Source organism: Bacteroides sp. B1-V-101, from assembly GCF_023656585.1.
GTDB classification, from domain to species: Bacteria; Bacteroidota; Bacteroidia; order Bacteroidales; family Bacteroidaceae; genus Bacteroides; species Bacteroides thetaiotaomicron.
The window spans coordinates 109,121-132,851 of record NZ_JAMOKH010000003.1; the positions used below are offsets into that span (position 1 = coordinate 109,121).

Sequence of the window (23,731 nt, forward strand, 5' to 3'; positions counted from 1 at the left end):
TTTTATTTTGTCCGATGCCACCTTTCCTGTTTTTCCAACGGTTGATTAACTTCAAAGTCAATGGCAAAAGAAGAACGTTTTATCTTCTTAGAAACTGGATACTGAAGAACTACATATTCATAATGATCATTCCGTTTTAATAGTCTCAGTCGGATTACTTAATGCCGTATGATATCCGTTAAGGACAACTGTGACAAACGTTACAAGCATCAATAAGACGACAGGTACTATAAATACTTCTATTCCCCAATCCGCAGGATACACAAACTGTTCCCTCCACCGTTTCATCAAGACATATACGATAGGAATAGCGATCATGTCGGCTATCAGAATATAATAGAAGAACGGACGATTCAACAACAATAGAATTTGTCGGGAAGAGGCACCGTGTACTTTACGAATCGCAATTTCTCTTTTTCGTTGTTCTACCGCATACCATGTAATTCCAAAGATACCAAAAAGTGTCAGGAATAAACTGATTATAGCATAAGCCAGTAATAATCGGGAGAAATTCACCATATCTGTATTGTTGGATATATATTGCTGATAGGCGTCTATGTAAACAAAAGAATGTCTCGGCTCGTGTTTCTCCCACAGCAACCGGAGATTTTTTACTATCTCATTGCGTCTGCTCTCATCTATACGACAAGACAGGTAGGTTGCCTGATCGACCGGAATCTCTTGAAGAATAATCTGCATCGGAGTAATGGCAGAGTTGAAAGAAGTCAGTCTGAAATCTCTACACACACCGATAATAGTTCCTTCACCGGCGTTGTCCTGCGCATATTTGCTTAAGGTCCGCCCCACCGGATCTTCTCCTGCCGGTACAAAGAACTGTACAAAGGCTTCATTAACAACTACCGGATGGGGTACCTTGGAAAATAAATCCTTCGTTCGTTCCGGTTCGAGAAGTTCTATGTTGAATAAGTCCAGCAGTTCATAGTTCTCGGTCAATAAAACTTTATTTACCATTACTTCCTGCCCGTTCCTGTTTAGTGGAACGATGATATTAAAAGGACTCGTTATCCGCCCTTTGGATAACAGGGCAGTTTGGATGCCGGACAGTTTTTTAATGTCATTATATAAAGGGATAGTCAGGGCAGTCCCCTCATTACCTAAGATTATTACTTCTTTAAAGCGTTCACCCTGCCCTTCTATGGTTGAAAGCTGAGAGCGTATCATCATAAAGGCAGTCATCAATCCGATGGAGATAACCATTTGCACGCCTACAAGGATCGCTACCAGTCTTCTTCTTTTTCTCCCTTGAAAGAATTGCCGATATCCGCTGATAGAAATGCGGTTCAGTTTCTTCGCCATATAGGTGGCCGGTATAATGGCCAAAAGAAAAACAAACAGAAGGATAAATGGAAAGACTTTCCATGAAAGAATGAAACCGAAAGTCAGACGGGCATCAAAAAAGTAATTGAAAAGAGAAAGTATGTCCCCCATTACAAGAATGGAAAGGATGAAAGCGATAAATACAGTAAGGAATGTATCGATAAAAAGTTGCCGGCAAATATATGAATGAGAAGCTCCCATTAATGTCTCTACATGAATCATGTTTACTTGTTTCAGCAGGCGCGAAAAGCTTAGGTTTAGGTAATTGAAGCAAGCGATGAATAAGACCAGAAAGGCTGATAATAAACCGATACTCAATAAAGCGATCTGCCGGTGACTGAATGTTTTCACGGAATCAGCCAGTTTTGTGTCGAAGTAGGATTCTTGCAATGTCTGAAGTTTATAATTTCCGGGACCTGTCACTGTAGGCAGTTCTGTTGACTCAAAACGTTCGCGAAAGGCTGACACGTCAGTCCGTTCTTTGAGAAGAATCATACAGGAAGTTCCTTCTTCCTGCAGGTTCTGAGAATTACCGAGCAAATCAATACGTAGGGCTGACTGCGCATAAAACTGATATACAGCAGATACCCTTTTCATTTCAACTTTATCTCCATATACCAAAGACAGTTCCCGCCCGATACAATCGATCTTCCCGAAGTATTGCATGGCTTTTTCTTCACTCAAAGCAATACAGTCCGGCTTGGTCAAGGCTTCTTTCATATTACCGGACAATATCTGGTACGGAAAAAAACGGCAGAAAGAACTGTCGGCCTCAACAATGACCTGTTGAGGGAAGCGCTGGTTCTCAATTTCGATATGAGTTGCCTCCTTCTCGGTCAGCCGGAGATAAGATTCAATCTCCGGAAACGGAGCTATCGTTCCGGCAACCGATCCTCCGTAGACAAATGATACTTGTCCGGTGCTCTGCATGGATGGTAGTTGCTGGGTCAGACGCAGGATACGGTCTTTCTTTGGATTTTCCCCTTCTATCGTATATTCATGGATGACAAACGAAATCAGAAGATTGGTACAGGAAATACCGACCACAAGACTAACCAAAGAGATGACCGCAAAAAGTTTATTGCGCCACCAGTTTCTGAATATAAGTTTTAATAGTACGAGGTTTTCCATAGCAGTTCGTTCCATTCGTTGTAATCTTAGTCGTTTTTAATCTTATTCGTTCTTCATGATCAATGCCGGATTGATGCGGACAGCTTTGCGTACCTGCCAGAGTAATGTACCCAGTGAGATAAGCAAGCTAAGGATGAAGCCTGTCACAAAAATCCCTGCTCCTATCGGAGCTTTCACCGCAAAGTCTTTGGTATAGTCATTAATAATATAATAAACCAAAGGAATAGCGACAACAAAGGCGGCTCCCAAAATAGATAGATACTTCCTGACCAATAACAAAGTGATCTGTTTGCCTGTAGCTCCGTTCACTTTACGCAATGCAATTTCTCTATAGCGCTGACGAATGTCATACAATGACAATCCGAACAGTCCGAGACAGGAAACGCAGATAGCCAATCCGGCAAAGGTGACGTAGATGCGGGTCGTTCTCTTGTCATCATCGTACAGCTTTTCAACTTCATCTTCGACAAAGGAATAATTGAACTCCCCCTCACCCATTACTTCGTTGTGTAGTTCCTTCAAGAATTGAACGGCTTCCTTGCGTTTACCTTCGGCTATTTTAGCCATTAAAGGTTCGGTAGGGTTTTCTCCTTCATCATACAGAATAGCCAGTGGTGCATCCCCCATGGATAAGTGTCCGGTCCGGAAGTCTTCTATCACACCTACTACCTGATAAGCAGGATTTTTACTTTCATCTGTCCCCACACTCCACCATAGACGGGACTCAGTTTGCAGTGAAGCTTCATTAATATCTTTTATCTGGAAGAGCTTTCTGGCTGTTTCATTTATCATCATTTTATATTGGGCAAACTGGTCCTTATCATTCCACGTTCTTCCTTCTTTCAGCTTCAGGCCAAACATATCCATGTAATTATTATTAACATACATGATAGCCATTTTATGTTTCTCTCCGTTACTCTCCACATTGACGTATGGTTCCAGATTGATAGGTGCTTCACCATATCCCCATGAAATGAATAAAGGGCATGCATCCATCTTTTGTTTAATAACCTGTACCTTATGCCGCTCCAAGTCACGTTCTTTCTGCCATTCTTCATCATTTGCATATCTTCTGTTTTGTGTCTCGAATGACAGGAACTGGCATGAAATGATATTCTTTGCCTGATATCCTAAATCCGCATTCAACATTGTGTACAACTGGCGAACAAAAAATAGTGCGACTACTATCAGAATGAACGTAATGACATATTGAATAAATAAGAATACTACACGGGAAACAATTGAATTTCCTCCGGCATTTACAGAACGTAAAGAGGTGATCGGAGAAGAATAGTTGTAACGTAAGAAAGGAAAGACAGACGTCACCAACGGCAACACGAATAATAAAATGAGAGACAGCGACAGATCAAAAGCGATATCCGGTTTTACAGGAATTGCATATACCGAGGCGAATATCCCGGCTGAAGTTTCGATCAGCATCCAGATGATAAGCAAGGCGGCTGCCACCATATATATATTCTCTACATAAATCTGGGTAAATATCTGAAAGCCGCTCGCACCATATACTTTTTTTACACCAAACTCACGTGCCCGCTTTAGAACGATAACTGTGTAGATATTGATAAAATTAAAGACTCCCACCAACAACAACATACAAGCCACTACAGTCAAAATCATCACATGGTTGATATTCCCTCGCAAAAAAGAAGTTCCCGAAGGTTCGACAATCTTATTGAAATACAATCCTTTCAAGGGAGTAAGCCCATACTGTATAGGGGAATGACTGTAACATATTAATGACTGTGGCTTGGAAATCTTTTCATTATACTTTTTCAGATCTGTTCCGTTTGCCAGCCGGACCATGCAGAATCCCACCCGACTCCAGTCTGCATATTTCCCCTGATTCACCGGAGCTATCAGGTCGAATTGCAAAGATGCCTTGGTACTCGGTTCATCCATAATGCCACGAATGGTAAGTACAGAACCTGATGATGAAGTTAATTGTTTCCCTATCGGATCTTCGTCACCAAAAATATGCCGGGCATATTTCCGGGTAATAATTGCATCATCCGGTTTCTGAATAGCTTTAATTCCCGAAACTATCGGATAGTCCATCAACTGCAAAAGCAAGCTATCAGTTACCAAAACATTGGCCCGGTAACGGTGATTATCGACTACAATATAATCATCGTCAAAAGAAACACTATAAGAATATGCTTCTACTTCCGGATTCTTTAAAGGGTCTATAAAATTAGGATCATTATTCCTGTCTGTATTATCTGCGATCGAAATGCTGCCATTACTCTTTTGAATAGTCAGCAAGTACAATCGGTCCAGGTCCTTACAGAAATGGTCAACTGTTATCTCCTGATGGATATAGCGTACAATTATCAGCGTTGCAGCCACACTGACTGCAAGCCCGATAATATTGATCATCGTGTATGTTCTGAAACGGGATAAAGTCCTGATAGCAGATAATTGGTTCTTCATATTGCTTTTATAATAAGGATGTTATTCACTTTTGATTACTTCCGCCGGATTCTGTCGGGCAGCTTTCCATACTCTCCAGATGATGCTAAGGAATATTATAAGTAACATACCTGCAAATATGCTTCCATATATCCAAAGATTTATCGGCGTCTGCTTTACATATCCTTCGAGCCAGTGTTTCATGATAAGGTAACTTAATGGAAAGGCCATGAATGACGCTATGACAAGTAAAATCAAATACTCTTTAAAGAATAAGTTCAAAATAACTTTAACACTTGCACCGTTTACTTTCCGAATGGCAATCTCCTTTCGACGATGTTCGCATGATAAAGTCACTAAGGAGAATATACCAAATACGGCAATCACTATACAGATAAGAGAAACAACACTCAATAACTTGCTTAATGTGTTTTCTGACTTCATGTATTCATTGTAGGTATCTCCCATATTTACCAAATCTACTATCGCATTAGGATTAACCTTATTCACCTCCTCATACAATTTCTGTGATACTTTATTCCATGTGCCTTCCTTTACTTTAAAAATAATATGTCCATTTTCACGACCTTTTTGCAAAGAAAACATAGCGGGAGCCACCGGATGTATGGGAGCATTATAATACATATCTTTGATAACACCTTTTACTTTATATTCCTCGTTAAACTCTTTTCCTATCGGTTCGTTCCATCCAAAAGCCTTTACAGCAGCCTCATTAATGACAACTGTTCCTTTTTCATCTTTCTCATCCGGTATGCTACCTTCTAAAACCTCGATATGGAAAAAATCGACAAAATCCTGATTTATAGTTTCATCTTCTATATTGAAACTTTGCTCCTCATCTGACTTCCCTTCCCAATCACACACTTTAAAAGTAGAATATAACATTTTTGGAATCGGGGTATAGAATCCCTCCAAATGTTCTGTGATATCAGGTATCTGATCTACTATCTGTTTTACCGCGGCACTCTCACAGCCTAAAGCATGGGCAATCACTCCTACATTATGACGTTCAAGGCCCAGTTCTCTTGAATTCTGTAGAAAGTTTAATTGCTTCATCATAACAAAAGTACAGAAAATAAAGCCAATACTAACAAAGAGTTGCAACAGAATACTGCTTTTATAAAGCCAACCGGAAAGATGAAGATTTGACTTTTGCCTGATATTTTCAAGTAAAGTCTGCTTATTGATATAGTGTATAAGCACAGCAGCAATGCCTACAGTGATTACAATCAAAGACAAGATATAAATCAGTACTTCGCTATAAAAAAACGAAGTATTCTCATTTATTTGAGATAAATATTTAAAAACAGGCAGAATCAACTCCATTAACATAGCACCTATCCCTGCAGAAAGAACAAGTATCAAGGCCAGTTCCGAAAGTAGTAACGATAGCAAATTCGCATTAGAAGCTCCATTTACTTTTCGTAATGCCAATTCACGTTTACGCATTCGGATACGAGTAACAAGCATCGTTAAATAGTTGCACAATCCACAAATAATAACCAAAGCACCCATACAGGCAAAAAGACGAACATGATTCAACTTGACATTTACATCCTCCCTTGGGTGAGTACTTCTCAATGTTGACAATAAAGCAATTGGCGTTGATCTTAACCATTTATGTGAATCTTGTTCTATCTCGTAGTTTGTCAGTCTCTGTTCCAGTACTTTTATATCACTATCAGGATAGACACGTAAAAAAGTTTGGCATTCTGATCTATTCCAATTGAGATCATCAGGTTCATAGGACAATAAAATATCAAAAGGAAGTAAAGAATGCCCTTTCCATGACTTTACAATCGCCACAATAGTTTTTTCTGAATTATTACTTTGCGGAAAGAGTAATTGTTTACCTATCGGATTTTCTTTTCCAAAAATCTGTTTTGCTATCTCCTCTGTAATGGCTATTTCATTTTTATCTAATATTAAACGACTTTTTCCATCTAACACACTAATATTGAACATCGAAATAAAACTGGAATCAATTTCCATCTGTAACATCTTGTATTCTGTATCTTTACATTTCATCGGTTTTCTGCTCGAATCATAACGGATATGGCATACCTTCTCTACTTCCGGACAATTTGTTTTTATATAATCAGCCAATAAATTAGGAGAAAAATAAGAGAATCCATCCCCCTGCAATTCAAACTTGTTACCGGCCAAGTAGATGCGTTCCGCCCCTTCATGAAACGTATCGTATGTCATTTCATAACGTATCCATAAGGCAGACAATGCAAAACAGGTGAAACCAATTGCCAAGCCGACTATACTTACAATACTCTGCGTCTTATACTTGATCAGATTGCGAAAAGCTATTTTTAAATAATGATATATCATGACATTGTGTTTATGTTATTCACTCTTGATAATTTCTGCCGGATTCTGCCGGGCAGCTTTCCATACTCTCCAAATGATGCTAAGCAAAAGAATAATAGCTATCACAACAAAGATGCTTATATATACCCAGCTATCTATCGATGTTTGTCTCACGTAGCTGTCGATCCATCTCCTCATTACAACATATCCTGCAGGGAATGCAATAACAGCAGCTATGATCAATAACAATAAATATTCCCGGAAGAACATCTGCAGGATATGATGGATTTGCGCTCCGTTCACCTTACGTATAGCAATCTCTTTCTGACGCTGTTCACAAGACAGCGTTACCAATGAGAAGACTCCGAATACAGAAATAATGACGCAAACCAATGATACAAAACTCAATAATTTCATCAGTGCATCTTCGGAACGGAGGTACTTGTTATATTCTTCTTCTTCATTGAACAATCGCATATAAGCATTTGGAAATTCCTCTCTGTATAGTTTCTCTATAGTCGCACGACATTCATTCCAAGTGCCCTCTCTAAATTTAAACAGAATGCTGGCACGATTCAACAGATAATCTTGCGCTTTAGGATGCTGAAAAGCAATCAGTCCCGGTTCACTCGTAGGAGAACGATAGCTAAAGTTCCTGACTACTCCGACAACCTTATATAAGCTACGCTGACCATTATATTCATGATAGAAACTTTTGCCCAAAGCCCGTTTCCATCCAAATTTACGGCATGTATTTTCATCTATCACTACTTCATTTTCTTGATTCTTGTCCGATATAAACTCGCCTTCCAATAAATTCAATTTATAGAATTCAAAGAATTCTTCTTTAGCAGGCATCATACCAACAGTTAAAGGTTCTTCAACCGCTTTCGGCGAATCATCCCAGTTGTTTATTTCGGCATACATCATCGGTCCTGTAGGAATAATCGGGAAATACGAAGGGGCAAAGTCTCTGTCACCATGGGCAAAGCAGCTATCTTCCCCGCCCATTGCTTTATATCTCCATTCCACAAGGCTACATTACCGACATTATGACGTTCCATTCCTAAGTCCGTATTTTTCAGAAAATAGAGTTGCTTCATCATAACAGCCGCACAGAAGATAAAAGCAAGACTGACAACTAACTGCATGATAATTCCTATCTTACGAAACAAATAAGGTCTGGTAGCTACCACTTTTCCTTTTATCGCTTCCTGCAATGTCCGACGACGAAAATAAGATAACGGCATCTGTGCCAACAGGAAAGACAGAATGATTACAATCAAAAGATATGCAATGATCTCTCCATAATATGAACCTGTCTCTATCTGTGTGAAGTTCAGGAAGCCGAACATACTCACCTCTATCATCAACAATCCGCATAGCAGGGCGATACATAGAATCAACAACAGTTCAATGGCAAACTGAACCGACAAAGATGTATTACTTGCACCATTTACTTTACGAAGCGCCATTTCACGACTACGCATACAAAGCCGGCTGATATAAAGCGTCAGGTAATTGAATAAGGAACAAATAATGACCAATCCGCCTGCTAAAGAGAAATAGAAAATATAACTGAAGGAGATGACTACATCTACTTTAGAAACATAATCCGAATAACGCAAAGCCGAAATGGGCGTGATCAGAAGCTTCACAAGTTCGCTCTCTTTGGGAATATCCAAGATATCAATGTCTTCCATCTTCTTTTGAAAAGTATCCCTATCCACTCCTGCGCGAACACGGATAAACAGTTGTTCTCCCTTACTACTCCAACGTGGATAGCGCCTTGCCGAACTCAATACACTATACGGTATATTGGAATGACGGGACCATCCGCTCACAATGGCGCCTATCTTACGGGGACGCCCGCTCAGTTCTACTTCTTTCCCAAAAGCGTCCTCTTCACTGCCGAAAAGCTTTCGGGCAAACTCTTCCGTAATGGCGATTTCCGGATCATTTTCTTTCAGGAAGTTGACTGTTCCTTTCAGCAGCCGTATATTGAAAAAGTTCATGAAAACAGAATCTGCTGTAGCCATTACTACTTCCTGTTCATTATCTCCCAGACGGAATTTCATATCCCGATATATGGAAGTGGAAGCAGTAGCTTCTATCTCCGGCATTTTCTCCTGCAAATAGTTCGCCAAAGGGTAAGGAGTAACATTGGATGTACTACTGGGGGAATCAGTATAATGCGCACGTACCATATAGATACGGTCGGCCCCGTTATGGAAAGTATCATAAGTCATTTCATAACGAATCCATAAGACAGACAGCGCAAAACAAGTGAAACCAACAGCTAGGCCAATGATACTGACAAGGCTCTGTGTCTTGTACTTTACCAAATTGCGAAAGGCTACTTTCAAATAGTGTTTAATCATGGTACTTTATGAATATATTACATACTGACTTCCGTTACTACCTGTCCGTCGAACAAATTAATGATACGGTCGGCATAACCGGCATCGTGCTGTGAGTGTGTTACCATCACAATAGTGGTTCCTTCCTTATTTAGTTCACTCAATAGCCCCATCACTTCTTTGCCGTTCTTTGAATCCAGATTACCGGTAGGCTCATCGGCCAGGATCAGCTTAGGATTGGCAACTACTGCACGGGCAATAGCAACACGCTGCTGCTGACCTCCGGAAAGTTGTTGCGGGAAGTGTTTGCTGCGATGTGTGATAGCCATTCGTTCCATAGCAGTCTCCACCCTTTTTTTGCGTTCGGAAGCCGAGATACCCATGTAGAGCAGAGGCAATTCAATGTTTTCATAGACATTCAATTCATCTATCAGATTGAAACTCTGAAAGACGAAACCGATCACTCCTTTACGAAGGCTGGTACGCTGTGACTCTGTGTACTTGGAAACTTCTGTTCCATTGAGGTAATACTCCCCTCCTGTCGGATTGTCCAATAAACCAAGAATGTTGAGCAATGTTGACTTTCCACAACCGGAAGGCCCCATAATGGAAACGAACTCTCCTTGCTTCACCTCGATACTTACATTATTCAACGCCCAAGTTTCTACTTCTTCGGTCTTGAAAATCTTCTGCAAATTAATTGTCTTGATCATAATTATGATATTTAAAAGTTATTGTGTTTATTCGTTTTTATGAGAAATAAATCGATTCCTTAATAAATTACCAACCGTATTATCTTCATAATATTATATATTCCTTATTTCAATATCAACTCCTCTGCATCGCCAAAGGTATCATATCCTGTTGTAATTACCCAATCTCCCGTCTGTAAACCTTCTGTAATTTCGTACTGCTGCGGATTCTGATGCCCAATACTTAATGGCACACGGATTGCTTTTGTCTTCGAAGCATTCACTTTGTAAATCCATTGTCCTCCTGTAGACTGATAGAAATTACCCCGTGGAACAATAAGCGCCCGTTCCGGCTGACCTAATTCAATCTGTACACGGAAGCTTTTGCCGACTCTCACATTATCGGGCATATCACCGGTAAAGACAAGATCGACATCAAACATACGGTCTTTTACTTCGGGGACGACTTTCGTTATTTTCAACGGATATTTCTTTCCCTGATAATTGACGGTAGCAGGCAGTCCGGTAGTGATCCGGTCAATGTAATATTCACTTAGCGAAGTATGTATCTTATATTGATCGAGTACCTTTATTTCGGCAATGCTTTCGCCAGAAGAAACCTGCTGCCCCGGAGTAACCCTGACAAAGCTTAGTTGCCCTTTTATAGGAGCCGTCACCACCAGGTTATTCAATCGCTCGTGAGTACGTTCATATTTCTTGCGCTCCCGTTCACGGTCATTGCGAATCAGTTCTTTACGAATCATCGTAACGGCAGAGTCATGTCGCAAGCTTTCTTGTTGCAATGCCGCGTTTTTTAGTTTGTAGTTATATTCATCTTCGGCTACTTGTAGTTGAGCCTTACTCTTTACTCCCATCTGAAACTCTTCCCGATCAAGGGCAATGCTCTTTTTCAGTCGTTCCAGTTCGTAATTATTCGTCAGAGCCTGCTGCTTCAGATTAAGACTTTTCTGTTCCATCTCAATCTCCTGTTCCTGATAAGTAATCATTTGTTTTTCCCATTCGTCACGCTGGTCTTCGATACTGCGGAGCAGATCCGGATTGGAAAGGACGATGATGGTATCCCCCTGCTGGAGCAGACTTCCTTCCTCACCAATGATGCTTTCAACGCTTCCCGCTTCGCGGGTATTGATTTTGATAGTCAGTATAGGCTGAATCAGTCCCTCCACATCTACATATTCCATAAAATTATCCTCTTTCACTTCCGCTATCTGAATATTCTCGGCATCAATACGTAATTTTCGGGGGCCTAATGACAGAACAATTACATAAATCAGAAAGGCAGCAAACAAAAGTCCGCCTATCAGATAGTATCTGTACCGAATATACCAAGGTTTCTTTTCTAATTTTATATCCATGACTTTATCAGGTATTTTATATTTTTATTTATTACAGCTGAATGAGTAAGTTGCTATTCTATCAGAAGATTGTAATCTTCGGTCAACAGCATGTTTCGTTCAAAATCGTAGAGTGTCATACTTCGAAGTGTGTAATATAAACTCCAGTAATTGTACAAAGCCGACACGTAATTACGGCGGGCACTATCTTTCTCGGCAATGGAAGCATTCAGATCGAGGATAGTGGATTTTCCCAGTATATAAAGTTTGCGGGCAACTTCATTTCTTCGTTGAGCCGTTTCATCTGTACGGGCAGCGATACGTACCCGTTGTGTTTGCAGATTAAATTGTTTCACCAGTTTGCGGACATTCAATTCAAAATCCGTCCGGTTTTGCTCCACTTGCGTATATACCAGATCACGATTGGAACGGGCTACCCGCACTTGTCCTTTCCCTCTTCCCCAATCTAAAATAGGAAGAGCGATACTCAGACTTACATATTGCTGGTCTAACAGATTCCGATAAGCATCCGGCAACTTTTCGGCAGTCTGCGTCAGTCCGAAACGGAGATAAATATCTGCTTTCAGCCCCGCATTGGCACGGGCTCTTGCCACAGCACTCTCACTTTCCAGTTTTCTTCGTTTCATCGTCTGTATGTCTGGACTGTTTTCGTATGCCAATGCCAATGCTTCATCCAGATTGACACTAAAATCCGGTACTTGTGAGTTGATACGCACACGAAGTTCCCGATCTTCCTGAATGCCCAGATAAGAACGAAGTTCCTGCATGCAATTATCCATTTCTATACGGGCATTCATACGATTTGTTTCTTCGGTCAGACGATTCAATTCTAACTGCAGCATTTCATTCTCTGTGATCGTGCCTATATTGTAGCGCCCCTGAGCGTAACGATAGAGCGTGTCGGCATTTGCATAATTGAAAGAAGCAATATCGTAATTACTTTGAGCGGTAGCCAAAGCGAAGAATTTATTAATTGCATTGGCGGAAACCAGTTCCAGTGTTTCCACATAACTTTTCTTGGCTTCCTGATAGCGTACCGGTTCTATACGTTTATCCCACTTCAGACTATTATAACCAAAAAGCGACTGGCGATATCCTATCATGACAGGAGAAGTTTGCCATGAGTATTTATGTTCGCTGAACAAGTCCATACGTTGCGCAGATGTTTCGAGAAAAAGAGAACCTCCGGTCCAGGGAATATTCTGCGACAGGTTCAAAGTCAGATCGGTATTCAACAGATTTTGCTCGACAAACTTAACGGAACCGTCCCCCATTGTAATCTTATTGATGGCACGATTCAGATTAGGATCGGATGACAAACTCAAAGATGGCAAATAGTTAGCCCGATAATATTTGTAGTTCCAGTAAGCGGAACGAAAGCTATGTCGTGCAGTTTGTGCATCGGGTGATTCCAGACGGGCTATTTTCACCACCTGCTCCAACGACATCTCCATTGTTTGATTTTGAGCAGCCAGCAGTTCAGTCGACAGGATTCCGAGTGTTATATAGAGTATTTTCAGATTCATTCTTAGATTTATTTGTTATTTACTATTCAAAACTTGTGCCATTCTTATATTTCATTCTATTTCAGCTATTTACATTTACTACACTGTTACAAGCAGCGTGCAAATACGCACAAATTTAGTGCGCAATCGCACATACAACACATGATTATTATCCATATCTTTGCCCTTGCATTAAAACTTTAGGATAAGTAACGAATCATATTATACCCCATACCCTATGGATGAAGTCAACAAACTAGGAAAGATACTCATTGTAGATGATAACGAAGATGTGCTCTTTGCCCTCAATCTACTACTCGAACCTTATACAGAAAAGATAAAGGTAGCTACCACTCCCGACCGGATTGAACATTTTATGACTACCTTTCAGCCCGATCTTATCTTATTAGATATGAACTTCAGCCGTGACGCAATTAGCGGTCAGGAAGGTTTTGAAAGTCTGAAGCAGATTTTGCAGATTGATCCGCAAGCTATTGTCATCTTCATGACTGCATATGCGGATACAGATAAAGCTGTACGGGCCATTAAAGCCGGTGCAACAGATTTTATCCCCAAACCTTGGGAGAAGGAGAAATTGCTGGCTACTCTCACCTCCGGTATGCGTCTGCGCCAATCTCAACGGGAGGTAAACATCTTAAAAGAGCAAGTAGAAGCACTCAGCGGACAAAGTTCTCCGGAAGGGGATATTATCGGAGAATCTCCGGTCATGCAGGAAGTATTCGCAACCATAAACAAACTTAGCAGTACAGATGCCAACATTCTGATTTTGGGAGAAAACGGAACGGGAAAAGACGTGATTGCCCGACTGTTATACCGCTGCTCTCCCCGATACGGCAAACCTTTTGTCACCATCGACCTGGGAAGTATCCCCGAACAACTTTTCGAAAGTGAACTGTTCGGATTTGAAAAAGGAGCTTTCACCGATGCTAAAAAGTCAAAAGCCGGACGGATGGAAGTTGCCACCAATGGTACTTTATTCCTTGATGAAATCGGCAATCTTTCGCTTCCCATGCAATCGAAGCTGCTTACTGCGATCGAAAAACGGCAGATCAGCCGCTTAGGAAGCACACAGGCCGTGCCTATTGATGTTCGTCTGATTTGCGCAACGAATGCGGATATTCGCTGTATGGTGGATGAAGGAAGTTTCCGTCAGGACTTACTATATCGTATTAATACAATTGAAATACATATCCCCCCGCTCCGCGAACGTGGGAATGATATCATTCTGCTTGCCGAATATTTTCTGGACCGTTATGCACGCAAATATAAAAAGGAAATGCGTGGCTTGACACGGGAAGCCAAAAATAAGTTGCTGAAATATACGTGGCCGGGCAATGTACGGGAGTTGCAACATACAATGGAACGTGTCGTAATACTGGGAGACGGTTCTTTGTTAAAACCCGAAAACTTCCAGTTCCACGTCACCCCCAAGCAAAAAAAGGAAGAAGAAATTGTTTTGAACCTTGAACAACTGGAACGGCAAACCATTGAAAAAGCAATGAAACTTAGTGAAGGGAATATCTCACGTGCTGCCGACTATTTAGGCATTACCCGCTTTGCCTTATATCGCAAACTTGAAAAACTAGGCTTATGAGACGATTTGCATTCAGAGTAATTTTACATATTTTACTGATAGTACTGTTTTCTATCGGTAGCTACCTGTTATTTCAAAAGCAGTTATGGTTCAGCACTACCATCAGCCTTATATTACTGATAACCACGGCGATACACCTTTACCGTATGCAGTTCAAACAAATTGCCCTATTGCGACGACTGACAGACGGCCTTCGCTATAATGACATGATGCAAACTTTCCATCCACCTTTCAAAAACAAAATAATGAATGAATGGGCGGAAGAACTTTCGGATACTTTAAAAGATTTTCGGGGAAGATTGCTAGCAGAAGAGATCAAGCACCAATACTACGAGAACTTATTGAACAAAGTTGATACGGCAGTGCTTGTTGCCGATAAAGCCGGACATATAGAATGGATGAATCAAGCGGCCATTATGCACTTAGGACAAATATCACAATTGCCGGAAACATTGCTAAAGGCTTCTGTTGCCCATGACACCCCCGTCATCCGTATCGAACAAAATAGCACTGTGCTGGAAATGGCCATATCACGCACTACATTTGCCACTCAAGGTAGAGAACAGCAGTTAATCAGTTTAAAAAACATTCATTCTGTATTGGAACGCAATGAAATGGAAGCCTGGCAAAAGCTGATACGCGTGCTGACTCATGAAATCATGAACTCTATCACACCAATCATTTCTCTTTCGGAAACATTAAGCGAGAGAGGAATCCCCAGTCAACTGGGAGAAAAAGAATATTCTGTTATGCTGCAAGCCATGCAGACCATTCACAGAAGAAGCAAAGGATTACTGGAATTTGTAGAGAACTATCGCCGGCTCACACGAATCCCTGCTCCTATTCGTACACAAATTTCTATTGCGGAATTATTCACGGATTTAAAGAAATTATTTCCGGAAGAAGAGTTTCAGTTTGAGATTCCCTCGCCCGAACTAAAATTAAATGTGGACCGAACACAAATAGAACAGATTCTTATCAACTTACTGAAAAATGCCCGTGAAGCATGCAGTCGGAAATCAGATAAGAAGATTCAGGTAAAAGTAAAAAGACTTTCTGCCGGAAATACTACATTAACAATATCTGATAATGGAGAAGGTATTCTGCCCGATGTATTAGATAAAATATTTGTTCCTTTCTTTACCACCAAAACATCCGGTTCAGGTATCGGATTAAGTTTATGCAAGCAAATCATGACTTTGCACGAAGGAAGTATTAATGTTAAGTCGGAAGTAGGTAAAGGAAGCAGTTTTATCCTTACTTTTCCTAAATAAGAGCCTTTGATATTTGCATCTTGATGTGCTATTCTTAAGGAACACCTCGTTGGTTTTAAACCAACGCTACCTTGCTCACCGAGGAACCTATTTTTCATTCATGGGAAAGAGATAAAAAGGCGATTCGGTGCTTATTTTCATCTGATTTATTAGAATTATAAGCAAGGTAAGAAGTAGCATAATGATTATCATTAAGCCATTCATCCAGCTTAATGATTAGCAACAAGGGAAAGAGCAGTTCAAGTCGATCTGTATATCAGACAATTAATAAAATTATGTACTTCCCTATTTAAAAATGCAGGCGTTTATTGATTCTTAGCTTATGACAGATGTAATTATAGCCCTTCCTGCCTGTTTAAATATTCTTTTTTTCAGAATGATCGTTTTTTCACTAAACGAATAGACTAATCTGAGTCCGGTATAGCCCGAATATTCATTAAGCCTGCTGATCGTCTACTTAAAATAGCAGAGGACTCAATCATCCTCTGCTACCCAAACTATTTGTATCAGGATTCAACTCCTTTACAGCATCTTTTACCGCTTTCTGGGTCGGTTTACGGTAAGTTTCCGCTTGTTGTACCGGAACAATCTCATTGACCATTCTTTCATATCCTTTTTGTTCTAACAAATGAACTTCCTTTTCATTCGTTTCTTTTTGTTTTTCCGTTTTCATATGGCTTTTTCATTTTTAGTTTTCTACTTTGAAAACAGAAAACAGCAAAAGATGGTTCATTTTATCTGATTTTATTTTCAGTTAATTCGTCCCAATAATCGCATAAATGCATATATTTGCCCATCTAATATGAACCTCATTGAAGTTATGAAAGAAAATAAATATGACGATGACCGCTTCTTCAGCCAATATGCTCAAATGTCACGCTCTGTAAAAGGATTGCAAGGTGCCGGAGAATGGCATATATTACAGAAAATGCTACCAGACTTTACAGACAAGAGAGTACTGGACTTAGGCTGCGGATTTGGCTGGCACTGTATCTATGCCATCGAACATGGTGCAAAGTATGTTACAGGAATTGATATTTCCGGGAAGATGCTGGAAGAAGCTCAAAAAAGAAATTCTTCACCACTCATCGAATATAAATGTATGGCAATCGAGGATTTCGACTTTCAACCGGATACTTATGATATCGTAATCAGTTCCTTGACCTTTCATTATCTGGAATCTTTTATTAATATATGCCGTAAAGTCAACAGCTGCCTCACAGCAGGAGGTTCTTTTGTTTTTTCAGTAGAGCATCCGATATTCACAGCCTATGGTAATCAGGATTGGTATTACGACCAAGATGGAAAACGTGCTCACTGGCCTGTAGACCGCTATTTCAGTGAAGGCAAACGTACTGCTGTTTTTTTAGGAAAAGAAGTCGTGAAGTATCATAAGACTTTAACTACATATATTAATAGTCTTCTTCAGACCGGATTTGAAATTTGTGAATTGATAGAGCCCCAACCGAGTGAAATGATGCTGGATGCTATTCCGGAAATGCAAGACGAACTTCGGCGTCCAATGATGCTTCTTATTTCTGCCAAGAAAAAAAGTTGATTTGCAAACAGATGAATTTCAGTCGATTGTAATTTAATCAATAAAAAACATTCATTTAGTTATTGATAATTAAAAAATACTCCCTATCTTTGCACCGCTTTTGAAAAGAACAACCCTTTAAAAGTAGCGGGGTGTAGCGCAGTCCGGTTAGCGCACCTGCTTTGGGAGCAGGGGGTCGTGGGTTCGAATCCCGCTACCCCGACTACAAAGAAAAAGGGAGTTCGGTTAAAAGTTTTCGGGGTGTAGCGCAGTCCGGTTAGCGCACCTGCTTTGGGAGCAGGGGGTCGTGGGTTCGAATCCCGCTACCCCGACGAAAAAGGAGTTACATTAAGTAACTCCTTTTTTATTTGTGCAAAAATATTATTTCAAATGCAAATAGTATTCACGGGTCAATGCTTTATACTCTTCACTATATTGATGACGGGCTACTTCAGTCAACAGCTCCTCAACAGTACATCCTCCATTGTCAAAAGAAAAAGTAATTAAGGTCCGTTTTGGAGTTCCTCCCGGCTTGGTTATTACATTTAGCTGGCGAGTTGCATATAAATGATATTCGGAAGCTGCAGTCTTCACCCTGTCAGCCACGTCTGTCGGTATTACGATTGTAAAAGTACCTTCCTTCTTCAATAAATCAGCCACACCCTTCAGCAACTTTTCATAAGTCAGAGAATCGTTATGTCGCGCCATGCTTCTCTGTTGGTCCGGACAACTAAGTGAATCCACAAAGTAAGGAGGATTGGAAACGATCACATCAAATTTATCCGGAGACTGATAGGAGAGAAAGTCTTGCTTCACCACTTCTATCCTATCTTTCCAGGGAGAACGGGCTACATTTTCCTTAGCCTGCCCGGCAGCGGCTTCGTCTATTTCCAGCGCCACAATATTTGCATCCGGCAGACTACGTTGAGCCAGCATCAAAGCAACCAACCCCGTCCCGGTTCCAATATCTAAAATTCGATGTGCTCCTTGAACAGAAGCCCACGCCCCTAAAAGTACCCCATCCGTACCTACCTTCATGGCACATTTGTCATGCCATACTGTAAACTGCTTAAACTGAAAGAAAGGATTCGCCATCTTATTAGCCATCTAAACCTGTTTTTTACTGATCTTTGCTGAAAACCGTCAAAAATAAATAATTATTATGGAATAAATCCATTACCGCCCGATATTTTGGCATTGTTTTTGTGTTTTTATTCCATACTGTGCTTTATTATTAAAGAGAATCAATTAACTTTGCAAACGATTTATGCATATTATGTATGACATAAACTAAATTAAAACGAAAAGATGAAAGAAAGATACTTATTGGAAGAAGAAGTTGGTGAGAACGGCTTCTCACTGATTACCGACTATGATGGCAATGACGAACATGTGTTTGATGTGAATATAAAATCCGGTGATATTCTTCCGGTTCTCCCCCTTCGTAATATGGTGTTGTTTCCCGGAGTATTTTTACCTATTACAGTAGGCAGAAAGGCTTCATTAAAGCTGGTTCGCGAAGCTGAAAAGAAACACAAAGATATTGCAGTGATTTGCCAGAGATCGGCACACACGGAAGCCCCCAAACTGGAAGATTTGCACAATGTCGGCACTGTCGGACGAATTGTACGGGTACTGGAAATGCCTGACCAGACAACAACAGTCATCCTTCAGGGAATGAAACGTCTGCGTCTGAAAGATATTGTAGATACACACCCTTATCTGAAGGGCGAGGTCGAACTTTTGGAAGAAGATGTCCCAAACAAAGACGATAAAGAGTTTCAGGCTCTGGTGGAAACATGCAAGGACTTGACGATGCGTTATATCAAATCATCAGAAATGCATCAGGACTCGTCATTTGCTATAAAAAACATCAGTAATCCGATGTTCCTCATTAATTTCATTTGTGCCAACCTGCCATTCAAGAAAGATGAGAAGATGGATTTATTAAGTATCAACTCACTAAGAGAGCGTACTTATCATCTATTGGAAGTCTTGAATCGCGAAGTACAGCTGGCAGAAATCAAGGCATCCATCCAAATGCGTGCCCGTGAGGATATCGATCAGCAACAGCGTGAATACTTCCTCCAGCAACAGATCAAAACGATCCAGGATGAACTGGGCGGTAGCGGTCAGGAGCAGGAAATTGAAGAAATGCGCCTGAAAGCAGTTAAAATGCACTGGAATGCGGAAGTAAGAGATACTTTCCTGAAGGAACTGGCGAAACTGGAACGTACACATCCGCAATCACCGGACTTCAGCGTACAGCTCAACTACCTGCAAACAATGCTCAACCTGCCTTGGGGTGTTTATACAACAGATAATCTGAATTTGAAAAATGCAGAAAAGACGTTGAATAAAGACCACTACGGACTGGAAAAAGTAAAAGAACGTATTCTGGAACACCTTGCCGTATTAAAACTGAAAGGCGATATGAAATCACCTATTATCTGCTTGTACGGCCCTCCGGGAGTTGGGAAAACATCCCTCGGAAAATCCATCGCATCAGCACTGAAACGAAAATATGTCCGTATGTCTTTGGGTGGTGTGCACGATGAAGCAGAAATTCGTGGTCACCGCAAAACTTATATTGGCGCTATGCCCGGACGAATCATCAAGAGCCTGATTAAGGCAGGAGCCTCTAACCCTGTATTTATACTGGATGAGATCGACAAAGTCAGTGCCGACCGTCAGGGCGATCCGTCATCAGCTTTGCTGGAAGTACTTGATCCGGAACAGAATACCTCTTTCCATGATAACTTCCTGGATGTAGATTATGACCTTTCCAAAGTACTGTTCATTGCAACTGCCAATAATCTGAATACGATCCCTGGCCCGTTGCTCGACCGTATGGAGTTGATTGAAGTCAGCGGATACATCACAGAAGAAAAAGTTGAAATAGCCCGTAAGCACCTGTTGCCGAAAGAACTGGAAGCAAACGGACTCAAAAAGACGGATATCAAGATTCCGAAAGATACTTTGGAAGCGATTATCGAATCATATACCCGTGAAAGCGGCGTCCGTGAACTAGAAAAGAAAATCGGCAAGATTCTCCGCAAATCTGCCCGTCAATATGCAACAGACGGTTATTTCGCCAAATCAGAGATTAAACCGACTGATTTGTATGAATTCTTGGGAGCGCCGGAGTATACACGTGACAAGTATCAGGGAAATGACTATGCAGGCGTAGTCACCGGATTGGCATGGACTGCCGTCGGCGGTGAAATACTCTTTGTAGAAACGAGTCTGAGCCGTGGTAAAGGTGCACGTCTTACACTAACAGGTAATCTGGGAGATGTAATGAAAGAATCAGCTATGCTGGCACTTGAATACATCAAAGCACACGCTTCAATCCTCAATCTGAATGAAGACATCTTTGACAACTGGAACATACACATCCATGTGCCCGAAGGTGCTATTCCGAAAGACGGACCGTCAGCTGGTATTACCATGGCCACTTCTTTAGCTTCTGCCCTGACTCAACGGAAAGTGAAAGCCAATCTTGCCATGACAGGAGAAATCACCCTCCGTGGCAAAGTGCTTCCTGTCGGTGGCATCAAGGAGAAGATTCTTGCCGCCAAACGTGCCGGAATCAAGGAAATTATCATGAGTGCCGAAAACAAAAAAAACATAGATGAAATTCAGGACATATATTTGAAAGGACTGCAATTCCACTATGTAAACGACATAAAAGAAGTATTCGCAATTGCGCTGACAGACGAAAAAGTTGCGGATGCCATTGATTTATCTGTAAAGAAACCCAGCCAGGAATGACATTTGAGTTACAATATACAGACACTAAAAGTAATGCCCGTGCCGGTCTGATAACAACAGACCACGGGCAGATACAAACACCTATCTTCATGCCTGTGGGAACACTGGGTACGGTTAAAGGAGTGCATATAACAGAACTGAAAGAAGATATCCAGGCACAGATTATTCTGGGCAACACCTATCATTTATACTTACGCCCGGGACTGGACGTTATTGAAAAGGCAGGCGGACTGCATCGCTTCAATGGTTTTGATCGTCCTATGCTGACCGATAGCGGTGGCTTTCAGGTATTCTCATTAGCAGGAATACGAAAACTTCGGGAAGAAGGGGCCGAATTCCGCTCGCATATCGATGGCAGCAAACATATCTTTACTCCGGAAAAGGTGATGGATATAGAACGTACCATCGGTGCTGACATCATGATGGCTTTTGATGAATGTCCTCCGGGAGATTCGGATTATGCGTATGCCAAAAAGTCATTAGGACTGACACACAGATGGCTCGATCGTTGCATTCAGCGTTTCAATGAAACTGAACCGAAATACGGTTACAATCAGTCTCTTTTCCCCATCGTGCAAGGATGTGTTTATCAGGATTTGCGTAAGCAATCCGCTGAATTCGTCGCCTCCAAAGGAGCGGATGGCAATGCAATCGGCGGACTGGCCGTAGGCGAACCGGTAGATAAGATGTACGAGATGATAGAGGTTGTCAACGAGATTCTTCCCAAAGACAAGCCCCGCTATCTGATGGGAGTCGGTACCCCCGTAAATATCCTTGAAGGCATTGAACGCGGAGTCGATATGTTCGACTGTGTTATGCCTACCCGAAACGGACGAAATGGCATGTTGTTTACCAAAGACGGCATCATCAATATGCGAAACAAGAAATGGGAAACAGACTTCTCTCCCATCGAGGCGGACGGAGCTTCTGCTGTAGACACGCTATACAGCAAAGCATACTTGCGTCACCTTTTCCACGCACAAGAACTACTGGCAATGCAAATTGCTTCTATACACAATCTGGCATTTTACCTGTGGCTGGTAGGTGAAGCCCGGAAACATATCATTGCCGGAGATTTCTCTACCTGGAAGCCGATGATGGTAAAAAGAGTGTCAACAAGATTATAAAGAATGAAAAGCAATCGATTAATAAAACGGCTGGATTGGTATATCATCAAGAAATTCTTGGGGACATACGTATTTGCCATTGCATTGATTATCTCAATTGCGGTGGTATTCGACTTCAACGAGAAGATGGACAAGCTGATGGAGCATGAAGCCCCTTGGGACAAGATCATCTTTGAATACTACATGAATTTCATCCCCTACTTCTCCAATCTGTTCAGTCCGCTGTTCGTATTCATCGCCGTTATCTTCTTTACCTCCAAACTGGCGGAGAACTCTGAGATCATTGCCATGTTCTCCACTGGTATGAGTTTCAAAAGAATGATGCGCCCCTATATGATCTCTGCCGCCATCATTGCTGCGGCAACATTCATGATGAGTTCGTTCATCATTCCCAAAGGCAGTGTTACCCGTCTGAACTTTGAAGATAAATACATCAAACCCAAGAAAGTCAACTCGGTCCGGAACGTGCAGCTGGAAGTGGACAGTGGTGTCATAGCCTATATCGATAATTACAATGACGGAATGAAAACCGGCAACCGCTTTTCATTGGATAAGTTTGTCGACAAGAAACTTGTTTCCCACTTAACGGCACGCCGTATCACCTACGATACAACAACGGTCAACAAATGGACCATTCACGACTATATGGTACGTGAACTGGACGGACTAAAAGAAAAGATCACCAAAGGAGACCGGATCGACTCTATCATAAATATGGACCCGTCAGACTTCCTGATCATGAAGAATCAACAGGAGATGCTGACCAGTCCGGAACTGAGCGAATATATCGAAAAGCAGAAACGACGTGGATTTGCCAATATCAAGGAGTTTGAAATTGAGTACCACAAACGAATTGCAATGTCATTTGCTTCGTTTATTCTGACAATCATCGGAGTTTCTCTTTCATCACGAAAAACGAAGGGGGGTATGGGACTTCATCTGGGTATCGGATTAGGACTGAGTTTCTCTTATATCCTGTTCCAGACAATCACTTCTACCTTTGCCATAAACGGTAACGTGCCTCCTGCAATTGCAGTCTGGATTCCCAATATCCTCTATGCAGGCATTGCATTCTATCTGTATCAGAAAGCACCTAAATAAGGAAACATAAAACTTAGATCAAGGAGATCTAAAATAGAAGTTCCGCCTATTCTTGCCGAAAGCAAGTACAGGCGGAACTTTTTTGTTGTATCCATTTCCTCTTTTGTCTATTCTCCATTTTAATCACCAAA

Annotated in this window: 14 protein-coding genes, 2 tRNA genes and 1 pseudogene; 8 read left to right on the forward strand and 9 right to left on the reverse strand. The window is 41.2% G+C overall.

Features of this window, described 5'->3' with window-relative positions:
• Positions 1-126 precede the first annotated feature (126 nt).
• From NBH01_RS03525 to NBH01_RS03555, 7 genes and pseudogenes are all read right to left on the reverse strand, one after another.
• On the reverse strand, positions 127-2,484 hold the full coding sequence (locus NBH01_RS03525) for an ABC transporter permease (protein WP_250699990.1): 2,358 nt from the start codon (positions 2,482-2,484) through the stop codon (positions 127-129).
• Between the two features lie 27 nt (positions 2,485-2,511).
• On the reverse strand, positions 2,512-4,920 hold the full coding sequence (locus tag NBH01_RS03530) for an ABC transporter permease (protein WP_250699991.1): 2,409 nt from the start codon (positions 4,918-4,920) through the stop codon (positions 2,512-2,514).
• Positions 4,921-4,941: 21 nt separating this feature from the next.
• Positions 4,942-7,260, reverse strand: a complete 2,319-nt coding sequence (locus tag NBH01_RS03535) for an ABC transporter permease (RefSeq protein WP_250699992.1) — start codon at positions 7,258-7,260, stop codon at positions 4,942-4,944.
• Positions 7,261-7,275: 15 nt separating this feature from the next.
• Positions 7,276-9,620 (reverse strand): annotated as a pseudogene (locus NBH01_RS03540) (ABC transporter permease).
• 17 nt (positions 9,621-9,637) lie between these two features.
• Positions 9,638-10,312 carry an ABC transporter ATP-binding protein gene (locus NBH01_RS03545; RefSeq protein WP_225680048.1) on the reverse strand — a complete coding sequence of 225 codons (675 nt, stop codon included), beginning with the start codon at positions 10,310-10,312 and terminating at the stop codon, positions 9,638-9,640.
• Positions 10,313-10,416: 104 nt separating this feature from the next.
• Positions 10,417-11,667, reverse strand: a complete 1,251-nt coding sequence (locus NBH01_RS03550) for an efflux RND transporter periplasmic adaptor subunit (protein ID WP_250699993.1) — start codon at positions 11,665-11,667, stop codon at positions 10,417-10,419.
• Between the two features lie 53 nt (positions 11,668-11,720).
• Positions 11,721-13,193 (reverse strand): TolC family protein, encoded by a 1,473-nt coding sequence (locus NBH01_RS03555; RefSeq protein WP_250699994.1) that lies wholly within the window; start codon positions 13,191-13,193, stop codon positions 11,721-11,723.
• A 217-nt stretch (positions 13,194-13,410) separates the two neighbouring features.
• Here NBH01_RS03555 and NBH01_RS03560 point away from each other — a divergent pair, with 217 nt between their 5' ends.
• The gene (locus tag NBH01_RS03560) at positions 13,411-14,787 is read left to right on the forward strand and encodes a sigma-54-dependent transcriptional regulator (protein ID WP_234117874.1); all 1,377 of its coding nucleotides are present in this window, start codon (positions 13,411-13,413) and stop codon (positions 14,785-14,787) included.
• A complete protein-coding gene (locus NBH01_RS03565) occupies positions 14,784-16,061 on the forward strand; it encodes a sensor histidine kinase (RefSeq protein WP_250699995.1) in 1,278 nt (425 codons plus the stop codon). The genes NBH01_RS03560 and NBH01_RS03565 overlap by 4 nt, the downstream gene beginning before the upstream one ends.
• A gap of 478 nt (positions 16,062-16,539) precedes the next feature.
• Here NBH01_RS03565 and NBH01_RS03570 read toward each other — a convergent pair whose 3' ends face one another.
• A complete protein-coding gene (locus NBH01_RS03570) occupies positions 16,540-16,734 on the reverse strand; it encodes a hypothetical protein (RefSeq protein WP_008761523.1) in 195 nt (64 codons plus the stop codon).
• A gap of 147 nt (positions 16,735-16,881) precedes the next feature.
• Between NBH01_RS03570 and NBH01_RS03575 the strand changes: the two genes are divergently transcribed.
• The 3 genes from NBH01_RS03575 to NBH01_RS03585 all read left to right on the forward strand — a co-directional run bounded on the left by NBH01_RS03575 (position 16,882) and on the right by NBH01_RS03585 (position 17,930).
• Positions 16,882-17,619, forward strand: coding sequence for a class I SAM-dependent methyltransferase (locus tag NBH01_RS03575; protein ID WP_250699996.1), 738 nt, complete (start codon positions 16,882-16,884; stop codon positions 17,617-17,619).
• A 127-nt stretch (positions 17,620-17,746) separates the two neighbouring features.
• Positions 17,747-17,821: transfer RNA gene (locus NBH01_RS03580), tRNA-Pro, on the forward strand.
• A gap of 34 nt (positions 17,822-17,855) precedes the next feature.
• A tRNA-Pro gene (locus NBH01_RS03585) sits at positions 17,856-17,930 on the forward strand.
• 49 nt (positions 17,931-17,979) lie between these two features.
• On the opposite strand, the gene NBH01_RS03590 is transcribed toward NBH01_RS03585, so the two are convergent.
• Positions 17,980-18,693: a tRNA1(Val) (adenine(37)-N6)-methyltransferase gene (locus NBH01_RS03590; RefSeq protein WP_250700010.1), complete on the reverse strand. Its 714-nt coding sequence runs from the start codon at positions 18,691-18,693 to the stop codon at positions 17,980-17,982.
• Positions 18,694-18,906: 213 nt separating this feature from the next.
• On the opposite strand from NBH01_RS03590, the gene lon reads away from it, so the two are divergent.
• The 3 genes from lon to NBH01_RS03605 are packed head-to-tail and all read left to right on the forward strand — an operon-like array spanning position 18,907 to position 23,600.
• Positions 18,907-21,372 carry an endopeptidase La gene (gene lon, locus NBH01_RS03595; protein WP_250699997.1) on the forward strand — a complete coding sequence of 822 codons (2,466 nt, stop codon included), beginning with the start codon at positions 18,907-18,909 and terminating at the stop codon, positions 21,370-21,372.
• Entirely contained in the window at positions 21,369-22,499 is a 1,131-nt protein-coding gene (gene tgt / locus NBH01_RS03600; protein WP_118336918.1) for a tRNA guanosine(34) transglycosylase Tgt, read from the forward strand. Before lon ends, tgt begins: the two co-directional genes overlap by 4 nt.
• Before the next feature lie 3 nt (positions 22,500-22,502).
• On the forward strand, positions 22,503-23,600 hold the full coding sequence (locus NBH01_RS03605) for an LptF/LptG family permease (RefSeq protein WP_008761518.1): 1,098 nt from the start codon (positions 22,503-22,505) through the stop codon (positions 23,598-23,600).
• Positions 23,601-23,731: the final 131 nt, after the last annotated feature.